The 9,909-nt window shown below is 43.4% G+C and carries 10 protein-coding genes; 5 read left to right on the top strand and 5 right to left on the bottom strand.

Translation table 11 applies throughout. The annotated features are described in order from the left end of the window. Positions 1-266: 266 nt before the first annotated feature. From QT716_RS10600 to QT716_RS10590, 3 genes are all read right to left on the bottom strand, one after another. Positions 267-683 (bottom strand): YkvA family protein, encoded by a 417-nt coding sequence (locus QT716_RS10600; RefSeq protein WP_317936015.1) that lies wholly within the window; start codon positions 681-683, stop codon positions 267-269. Positions 684-815: 132 nt separating this feature from the next. Beyond that, on the bottom strand, positions 816-2,741 hold the full coding sequence (locus tag QT716_RS10595) for a DUF2075 domain-containing protein (RefSeq protein ID WP_317936014.1): 1,926 nt from the start codon (positions 2,739-2,741) through the stop codon (positions 816-818). 176 nt (positions 2,742-2,917) lie between these two features. Further along, on the bottom strand, positions 2,918-3,838 hold the full coding sequence (locus tag QT716_RS10590) for an HNH endonuclease (protein ID WP_317936013.1): 921 nt from the start codon (positions 3,836-3,838) through the stop codon (positions 2,918-2,920). Positions 3,839-4,068: 230 nt separating this feature from the next. Here QT716_RS10590 and QT716_RS10585 point away from each other — a divergent pair, with 230 nt between their 5' ends. Next, positions 4,069-4,455 (top strand): hypothetical protein, encoded by a 387-nt coding sequence (locus QT716_RS10585; protein ID WP_317936012.1) that lies wholly within the window; start codon positions 4,069-4,071, stop codon positions 4,453-4,455. Between the two features lie 182 nt (positions 4,456-4,637). On the opposite strand, the gene QT716_RS10580 is transcribed toward QT716_RS10585, so the two are convergent. Beyond that, complete coding sequence (locus QT716_RS10580; RefSeq protein WP_317936011.1) at positions 4,638-5,246, bottom strand: protein kinase family protein; 609 nt, start codon at positions 5,244-5,246, stop codon at positions 4,638-4,640. Positions 5,247-5,645: 399 nt separating this feature from the next. Here QT716_RS10580 and QT716_RS10575 point away from each other — a divergent pair, with 399 nt between their 5' ends. From QT716_RS10575 to QT716_RS10565, 3 genes are all read left to right on the top strand, one after another. Beyond that, positions 5,646-6,611 carry a polysaccharide deacetylase family protein gene (locus QT716_RS10575; protein ID WP_317936010.1) on the top strand — a complete coding sequence of 322 codons (966 nt, stop codon included), beginning with the start codon at positions 5,646-5,648 and terminating at the stop codon, positions 6,609-6,611. Between the two features lie 310 nt (positions 6,612-6,921). Next, entirely contained in the window at positions 6,922-7,086 is a 165-nt protein-coding gene (locus QT716_RS10570; RefSeq protein WP_317936009.1) for an aspartyl-phosphate phosphatase Spo0E family protein, read from the top strand. A gap of 90 nt (positions 7,087-7,176) precedes the next feature. Next, positions 7,177-7,875 carry a pseudouridine synthase gene (locus QT716_RS10565; RefSeq protein ID WP_317936008.1) on the top strand — a complete coding sequence of 233 codons (699 nt, stop codon included), beginning with the start codon at positions 7,177-7,179 and terminating at the stop codon, positions 7,873-7,875. Between the two features lie 271 nt (positions 7,876-8,146). Here QT716_RS10565 and QT716_RS10560 read toward each other — a convergent pair whose 3' ends face one another. Further along, complete coding sequence (locus QT716_RS10560; protein WP_317936007.1) at positions 8,147-8,419, bottom strand: hypothetical protein; 273 nt, start codon at positions 8,417-8,419, stop codon at positions 8,147-8,149. Positions 8,420-8,887: 468 nt separating this feature from the next. Here QT716_RS10560 and QT716_RS10555 point away from each other — a divergent pair, with 468 nt between their 5' ends. Next, on the top strand, positions 8,888-9,655 hold the full coding sequence (locus tag QT716_RS10555; protein ID WP_317936006.1) for a hypothetical protein: 768 nt from the start codon (positions 8,888-8,890) through the stop codon (positions 9,653-9,655). The last annotated feature ends 254 nt before the right edge of the window (positions 9,656-9,909 follow it).

Below are 9,909 nucleotides of genomic sequence, written 5' to 3'. Positions count from 1 at the left end.
CAAAAGATAATATTCTCTTCCTGCCCTTTTTTATGAATTCCAAAATGAACCCCTCCCGTGACAGTATGTTCCCACAACTATAACATCTCTTATGTCCATTTTAAGGGGGGCGACTACTGTGCATCGCACGATTCGGACACTATTTGGAATTGTTCTAGAGTCGTGTCTTACACAGGCACCGATTTTATTCAGACACTTACAGCTTTTGAAGCCTGAATCTCTCCTACATAGCTGTGTCTTAAATCGTTTTCAGAAGCTCTCCTTCATCAGGATTTACTGTCTTCACTCTTTTTCTTTTCAATTTCTTCATCAATAGAGGCAACTTCATCTATTACACTTTCACCAAACCATTCGACGATCTTATTTCGAGCTTGTTGTTTAGAATCTGTATCTATATACATTGCAATTATGGCTAAAGCTCCAAGAAGCATACCTATATCATCTGCATACCCTGCTACTGGAATTACATCTGGAATTAGATCCAAAGGAAATATGAAATAGCCCAATGCACCATACACTACTGCTTTCGCTTTAGCAGGAACTAATGGTTTTTGTATTGTATAATAGAGTATTAAGGCTGTGTATGTTACTTTCACTCCAGCACTTTTACCGAATTTCAGAACCTTATCCCAAAACTTCTTGTCCGTAAAGTACTTGGAATAATCTCGTTTAGTATTTTCCATTTAACTAGACACTCCTATTTTTCACTTGTATTTTATCCGTTGGCTGTTATTTCTACTGTAATTCCGAATATGTTTGTTCAACCATTGATGCTCGTTTTTACACAGGCATCGTTCTTGGTAATCTCAAGTTTTTCAATACTCCTCACTCTCATCGACCAAATACAAATCCTTTTCCCTCTTCCTCTGATACATCTTCACCGTCTCCAACCGCTCTTTCAAATACCCTTGCAATTCGGGATTCGTACAATAGACAAAGCATCCCTTCTGACCCCGAGTCATCAGGGTTCGATATGTATTCCGGATAATCGGATCTGCCAGTGCATGTGCTTTCTCCGGGTCTTCTTTTGCGAGTTTCTTGATGCCTTTTAGCGACTGGTCCGTTTTCGCTCGCTTCGTGAAGTCCGTGACAAGCTGGCCATTCTCCATTCGGAGATCATCGCCAATAATGACACCTACATAATCAAACTCCAGCCCTTGTGCAGTATGAATACATCCTGCTTCTCGGACTGAAGAACTTTCTATGGCCCACGTGTTCTCGATATTCCAGCTAATGCCAAAGTCGTGTTCTGGCAAAGTGATGTCAAAGTGTTCGACGTCGAGACGATTCGGTTTCGGCCATTCCCAACAGTAGCCCGCCATCATACGAGATTTGTTATTTCGTTCATTCAATTTCTCGATTTCTCCGAGCATCTTGTTCGGATCGTCAAAAATCCGGAAATCGTAGTCCATCCCCATGTCGTTCGTATTCGCTGTGTCCCTGATTTCCAATACATCGTCGAGCCAGGCGATGTAGCCATCCGATCCATCACAACGGAACTGGGAGACCAATTTCCTAGAGATCACTTCTGCGCCGAACTCTGAGGCATATTTTTCAATGGTTTCCTTGCTGCCAATATCGCTCAATGTCACTTTCTGATATTCATCGATGAAAAAGATAGTGAAATGGGAACCTTTTATCAATTCTTTTACTTGGTTTTCTCCCTTATTTTGAAACATTCCGGACTTCTCATTCAAGCGATGTGCTTCATCGACAATCAGAATATCGAATTCGTTGAGTGTTGCTTCAGTGAAACTGCCAGAGCCTTTGAATAGATTATCAATATGCGATTTCTTGAAGTCCCTCTTCAGCTTGGTTGAATAGATATTACGCGGGGCGGCATTTTTCGTCACGTACATCGCCACAAGATCCTGGTCAATCAATTTCACGAGAAGATTGATGGCCAGAACAGATTTCCCTGTTCCAGGACCACCTTCCACAATCATGACTTGCTTAGTATCTGTCCGGACACTATTGAGCGCTAAGTGAAACGCTTCTTCATAGAAAACTTTCTGTTCATCGATCATGATGAACTCATCGTTGCCTTTCAGCATGTTATTCAACGTGTCCTGTAATGATTTCGAAGGACGGATTTTACCGTTTTCAATCTGATAGATTAATCGGTTTTGATCCCCAATACGAATATATTTTTTAATGAACGCTCTCAACTTTAGAATTTTCCCTTTTGAGAAAACCGGTGCTTTCTCCATATGGGGAGCATAGTGAACATCTGTTAAAGGGTCGTCCTCTGTCTTCCTGTAGTTATGCAAGTACGCACACGGCTTCAATTGAATTTCCTGCTGCTGTACGTTCTCATTGAAGTCTTCGATAAGTGCAGCATACGACCAAGCCTGGTAAGAAGGGTGAACCACTTCCCGATGGCCTTTTCCGATATACGTACGAACAACCCCATCCCGAGTCGGAACTTTCTCGACATCCTCCCATTGTTTCAACTCAACAATTACAACATGATCTTGTGCACCGTCATTCCCTGCAATCAAGAAATCAACTCGTTTGGATGTGTTCGGGATGTTAAATTCAATTGCGACTGCTGCATCTTTCGGAATGTCGTCGTCCTGCATGACATTAGACATCTTTTGAAGAGAGTTTTCCCAAGAACGTATTTCCGCTTTGCTCGTCCTGCCTATTTTCTTTTGATAAGAATTGTATAAACGATCTACAAGGAGCTCATTGACGACATCTCCAACAAATTGCTCTTTAGTGGACTCATAAATAATCATATAATCACCAGCTTACTGAAGGATTCTATCTCTATCCACATCTTACCAGTAATATTAAGTTGTCACAATACTTGTTAAATCAACAGCATGACAACCGATCAACTCCCCCGATTTTTCATCAAAAAAAAATCCGAATCTGTTTGTAAAATCAACAGATCCGGACTTTTATAAACTCCTTATTCTTTAAAGATGTGTCGCTTATGCCACTTCAAAAAAGGCTTATTCCCTTCCGTCCGATTCACCCGCATCTTCCCATGCAGCCCTAACTTTCCAAAATCCTCTTCTTCAATACTCGATGAAATATGGATTTTCCCTTGTCCGTCAAACGCGATCATTCCATTCGTATACAGCGCGTCATGGTTCCGGCAAAGGAGGATGCCGTTGTTCGGATCGAGCCGTTCGCTGTTGGTGCTGTCTTTCCATGGCTTTGCATAACTTGCCTGAAGGAGCTCGGGCAGCCCGATGTCACAGAGTGCGCACTTATTATCCCATAACGGCAGGAGTTCGTTTCGGAAACGCTGGTGGCCGAGACGTACTTTTGTTTTCGCTTCAGCTTCAGTTTCAGCGAGTATCGGCGTAAGGAAGTCGTGTTCGGTTCGCCGCACGGTTCCCATGACGAACTCGAGCTGTTCTTCATCGATTTCGTAACTATTCAAATCGCCGATCAGCTCGACCAGCTTGATCGTCAGTTCTTCGTTGCTCGGATAGAGATAGCCTTGGTTTCCGTTGCCGTTTTCTTGAAATGGTGAATACTTCAGGGGCAGCAACGGCAAAAGTTCATCGAACGCATCGAGAATGGTCAATGGCTTTTCGAGTTCGTAGTAGTCGGTTTCAACCAGATAACCCTTTTCGTCTTCACTGCCCGGCAACTCGATCGTAGATGGCTTGCGCTCTTCCCGATAGCTTGTTTTTGCGACACTGACTGCGACAATGTCTCCTTTTACGTAATGGAAGACCCGGTCTCCTGGCATCACTTCTTTCATGCGCTCCCAGAAATGCTGCGGATTTCCGGCAGCGTCAAGCTGAAGCGACCAGAGGATGCCCAAGTCCTTCTCTTCCTGATAGGTACGTCCTTGCATCACTATGTAACTTTGCATATAGCGTCACTCCTTTTCGAACTGATGCATGTTCCGCTCCTTTAATCATAGCTGTTCATGGAAGAAGTTGCACCTTTAGAAATTAAGGTGAGAAAAGGTCAGCTTCTATGTAGAATAATCGCAAACTGTGGTATTCTTGTCGTACTACTAATTGGAAACATTCGAGTCGAACCTAATGGATTTTATCGGGTATAAATGAGTCAACAAACACAAAGGAAAGGAGGATAACTATGGAACAGGAGTTCATCAATACGTTGAAATCCGTCTTGGATGATTCACTTCAGCCCATCCATAAACGGTTGGATCGAATGGATCAACGCTTTGATGTCATGGACCAGCGCTTTGATGGCATAGATCAGCGGTTTGAAGGTATGGACCAACGCATAGGCGGGTTGGAAACCGAGCTGAAAGAATTCCGTGCAGAAACGAAGACGGCACTTCAACTTCTGCAAACTGGACAGCGGGGCACGCGTGAAGAAATGACACAGCGTTTTAATGAAACTCGTGAAGGCTTCAAGAGACTGGAAGCGGACTTCACATACGTGAATCATAAGACCGCGGATCATGATTTGAAGTTTCATCGTTTGGAGTCTGAATCGAAAGAAAATCGTCACTGACATCCCGGTAGTGCCCGGACGAGACGAACAATATCGCAAAAGCAATTCAAATTTCATAGAAGCAGAGTGGCTGATACTTTAGCCGCTCTGCTTTTTCATGTTTCTGAAGAAATCTGTTGATCGAAACGATGAGTTCTCGTTACGTCATTTAAGTTCCTAAAACACGAACCGAGAGAGATCCTTCATACTCGATACGTGGGAATCCACCCTTTTTTATAAATGAACGCCAAGGTATTCAGGAAAAGCTTCGGCATCTTTTTGGCGAAGAAGGGTTTGCTGTAAATTTCAGCATGTGCTTTTTTCAGATCCCTCCATTGTCTGCATGTTTTCGTTTGTTTGTAACGCGCGACGTCGATGAGTTTGATACTTCCATCAGGTGTCATGAAAATATTGCGTAAGTGGATGTCAGAGGGGTTTAAGCCCGAATCGGATGCCCATGATAAGGCGGTGTCGACTTCCTCAAGATGATCGGATGTAATCCGTCTTCCATTTGTCAGACATCGAAAGAACGTATCCCCTTCGATGTAATCCATGACGATATAATTCGGTCCATTTTCGTAAATGGAAGGAAAATAAGGACTGTCTTGAAGTACGTTATAGATCGCCACCTCTTCTTCTGTAATGTATTCAAAATCAGGAAAGAATACTTTTATCGCCAGATCGGACGTCTCAATTCTGAAGACAAATGCGCTTCTTCCGATGCCAATAAGTTTCAATGAGGGGTCATAACTAAGTAACCGATTCTTCTTGTCCACACAAATTGAGTCCACTAAAGCTGGATAGTTGTTCATAGAATACCCCTTTCGTTCCTCGTAAAAAAATAAAACAGACCTCACAACCAGCAATTGGTCATAAGGTCTGCAAATAGAAAAGACCTCACCAAATAGATGGTAAGGTCTCGCAAACAACAAATGTTGCCAGTATAACCGAGGATTCTGATCCCGTATTGACGGCTTCTACTGTAGCAGCTACTCCCCTTAACGGAAGTGTACGATATCAACTTGTAGGTCAACTATAAATTCAACCCACTCCGATGTCAATCAGGACGAACCCGAGTATGGCACGTCTCCGTCAGACCGGTTAGAAGTACACGACTTGTCCGCAGGCCAGAACGTTCGGTTTAGGTATGAATCCCCCATTTAAGGGCACACCAAGATGGAATTACGACAACTAGGAAACGGGTGGATCTTATGAAACGATTTCTTCTACTGGTACTTGTGCTCATCACTTGCGTCACGATCATGATTCTGGGCAATGAAAAGAAGCCTGAACTTACCGATACGATGGCGGCTTCATCCAATCCCTCACCTTCTGACGCTGGGACGGAGGACGATTACGCAGCCATACAATCGTATGCCAAGGAATTCGAAGTCGCCCCAATCGATGCAAAGATCGACCCTATCTGGAAAGCCATTCCGGGGTACAATGGGCTAGCAGTGGACATTAAGAAATCCTATCAGAATATGCTCGATGAAAACGACTTCACTGCGAGTCGTTTTGTCTTTAAAGAAGTCTCTCCGAACGTCCATTTAAAGGAACTTCCCCCGTCCCCTATTTACAAAGGAAATCCAGCGAAACCGATGGCGGCTTTATTGGTCAACGTTGCTTGGGGGGAGGAGCACATTCCGAGTATGTTGAAGACGCTGAAAACAGCTGATGTCAAAGCCACTTTTTTCTTTGACGGCAGCTGGGTGAAACGGAATCCCGACATTCTCACGATGATCAGCCTAGAAGGGCATGAAATCGGCAATCATGCCTATAGCCATCCCGACCTCGCGAACAGTTCACGAGAAAAGACCGTGTTTGAGCTATCGAAAACGAATGAGGTCATTGAAGCTGCGATCGGTGCAAAGCCGACATGGTTCGCTCCTCCGAGCGGAAGTTTTAATGAGACGACTCTCCAAGTGGCCGATGAATTGAAGATGAAAACGATTCTTTGGACGGTTGACACCGTAGACTGGAAACAGCCTGAGACTTCCGAGATGGTGGCGCGCGTGGTAGCGAAAGTGGAAAACGGATCCATGGTCCTCATGCATCCGACAAAGCCGAGCGCAGAAGGATTGGATGCGATCATCAAAGGGATCGAAAAGAAAGAACTTCAGCTCGGTACAGTCAGTGAGCTGCTGAGTGAAAAACGAGTGGACGTTCACAAGTGATAAACTAGATCTGGCTCCCAACGGTCTTTCATGAATTTTGTTGACTCTATCTCCTTCCGTTTCTTTAAGCTCGAGTTATACGACTGTTTTTGGCACAAAGCGGATCTATCCTGAAATGAATCAGTACTTTAAGGTGTTTGAATACTTCAACATTATACACACTATCGTCACAACTCAAGAAAATCTTTTCTACTATCCAAAATCCGACAACCTTTTCATTTCTAGTTATATATGATAAGAAAGTTGCTTCTATACCAACAAGAAAAACCTACATGACTTGAAGCGTAATCTTATTTTTGGGGGAATAAAAATGAATAACGGTGTCAAAAAAGAGTTTTTATTGTTTAGAATTAAAGTAAAAAGGATTATTATGTATAAGAAAGCAGACCGATTCGGATTTACACATCCAAGCACAGTAAAATGCAGTCATGAATTAGACGATCTACTGAACAGATTCCAAGGAATTTGCGCATAATATGTAAATACAAGCAAAGTCTTCTTGAGGAAATTGGTGTAGTCAATGTTGGAATATAGTGAACGTAAAGTGGGATAAGGAGCGAAAAACTTGAGGTTGAATCAATATATTGCGTGTTCTGGATACTGTTCCAGACGACAAGCGGAGCGGTTTATAACTGCTGAAAAAGTTTTAGTAAACGGCAAAACCGCACCTCATGTTTTCTTCGTTAAAGTGAATGATCATGTCGAAATTGAAGGCCAACGAATCCTCCATACTTCTCAAAAGGTATATATACTGCTCAACAAACCCCGCGGCATTATTTGTACAGCATCTCCTGCTATTGCGAATAATATCATCGACTTCGTTGGCTACTCTGAACGTATTTTTCCAGTTGGACGTCTGGATAAGGAAACAGAAGGCCTTATATTATTAACCAATGATGGAAGTATTGTGAATGAGTTAATGAAACAAGAGAATAAACAAGAAAAAGAATATATTGTCACAGTTGATAAAAAAATCACGGCTGCTTTCATGGATGATTTGTCAAACGGTGTAGACATTTATATTCCTAGAATTAAGGGATATATGAAAACTATGGATTGCCCCGTAACTCAGCTAGATGACTATACGTTTCGCATCATCCTTTCTCAAGGATTGAATCGACAGATCCGAAAAATGTGCAGACGTTTTCACTATACTGTGACTCACTTGCAGCGTGTGCGTATAAAGCATATTGAGCTTGGTTCATTGGAGGTTGGTCAGTGGCGGCATTTGACTGAAGAGGAACTGGCAGGGTTAAATAGGTAGCATTTCATATCGACAAAGCTACCTTTTATCATTCTTTTGTTTTTGGATTCCTAATCCAATACATCGTTGAATATATAATAAAACACGTTAATCCTTTCATGCATTGCAAAAGGGTTAACGTGTTTTATTGTTTGGATATTCTATTACGTCCCAGGAGGGATTCGAACCCCCGACCGCTAAGTCTGACGTAGTATATCCGTTCATATGACGAAGTGTGAGCGGTCATAGATTACGCACTTGCGACCGCCTTCTTAACTTCTCGATACTCCAATTATATACGTTCATATTCCCGTTTGCAATCAATTCCGTAAAATAACATTAGCGCTTTTTCTACTGCGTCGTCTTGCTTGTATTGCCGTCCGTTATCTATGACGTATTTAATACTCGACATTTCACGGAAGTTAAAGCGCCACTCATTATTATATTTCGCGCCGAAATTTACGATTGATTCGCTGAATTTCTTCGCAATTAACTTGATTGTCGTTGTGCTCGTCATGCTTACTTCTGATAAATCTGTCGTCGTGTAATACGTATCTATTCGCATAGGATCACCACCCTTCTATCGCAGTTTAACGGATAGTAGAGCGGTCTAAAATAAGCGGAATTAACCCTTTTAAAAGTCCGCATATTGAGTATGATTGACGGATATAAAAAGCGGGCAAATTTCGGTAGTATATAATAGAAGGCATATGTGGCGCAGTAGTGCCGTAAAGGTAACGAAAACCACACTAAAACGCCCCCAACGATGACTAGCGGATGATTGACCGCACGTCACTTATTAGGAGCGTTAGAATCGCTTGTGAAGCGTCTGTATGACGATGATATACTATGCTATACACAATCCGATTAACCGTATGACTACGCACTACATAGCACTACCGGCCGGCTTACTTACGTTTGCGCGGCTTAGTCGGCAAGCCTATTTTGCGTCCGTGATCCATAATCTTACGTGCTTCCTCGCGCGCTATCTCCGCCTTTGATTGTTTCGCCATATCTAACGCCTCCAAAAACTATGATACTCGCAGTATGGACGGGCTTGCTGCGTCTTATACAACGGCAAGCATACCGCCCCACTCCCCGACATATCGTAGTGGTAAGTCTGTTACACGAATACACGTTAGCAGGGAAAAACCGGAGAAGGGACGATAATATGCAAGTGGGGAAGGGCGTTAAGCGTAAGCAGCGGAGCGATAAGAAACGGCAATCAGCGCCAACTATTTCGATTGTTTTAAAAGACACGATCCATCGCCTATCGTATATTACGGACACACCCGTTAAGGACGTCGCGGAGGCTATCTGTATTAGCGGATTGACCTCGAAGAAGGTTATCGGCTACCTCGCGCTTAATTTCCGCCGTGATTTACGATTAGGGCAGACCGTTTATATGGGCGATATTAGCCGGCCCTCATTGCAGCGCAAAGTAGCCGCGGGCAAGACGGAACGTATCTCAATCCGCTTTAAGGCGCACGATTACGAACATATCGCAACACTGGCATACGCCTTGGACGTCAGCCCGTCACGCGCTACGGCTTTACTATTGGACGCTGCCATACGGAATAGCGAGTTTCTTAACGACTACGTGCGGGACTACTTAAAACGCGAACTTGACGAGCGGCGTATGGAAGAATTAAAGAAGGTCATGCGTTATCTGCGAAAGAATAATCCGTATGAAGAAGAACTGACTTGGACGCACCTCATGACGTACATTGTCAGCGAAGTGAAGGACGGAGCGCAGTCGATGGCAGACGGCGTGGGTACGTTTATAAGTAAGTGGAAATAACGCAGAGGTCAAAGTGATATTTTGATATAGCGAATATTTTCCGCGACTACCCGAGTTTAAAAATACTACGAAAAATTAATTTCGATTTGACTGCCTAACCCCCAAGTGAAAAAAAGTTGCGCGGATTTACGACACACCAGTTTTGGGGTATTCGGACGGGGGCGTTGGGGGTATTCCGATTTCCGAAACACTTTCCCGCCCCTGTCCGTCGATTCGTTCGCTTGTTGGCGTTGTTTGAACGAATGAAAAGCGTT

Origin of the sequence: Sporosarcina aquimarina, from assembly GCF_033253705.1 — a bacterium.
In the GTDB taxonomy this organism is placed as follows: domain Bacteria; phylum Bacillota; class Bacilli; order Bacillales_A; family Planococcaceae; genus Sporosarcina; species Sporosarcina aquimarina.
Note: the sequence above shows the minus strand (reverse complement) of the source record. Positions and strands in the feature narration are given on the sequence as shown.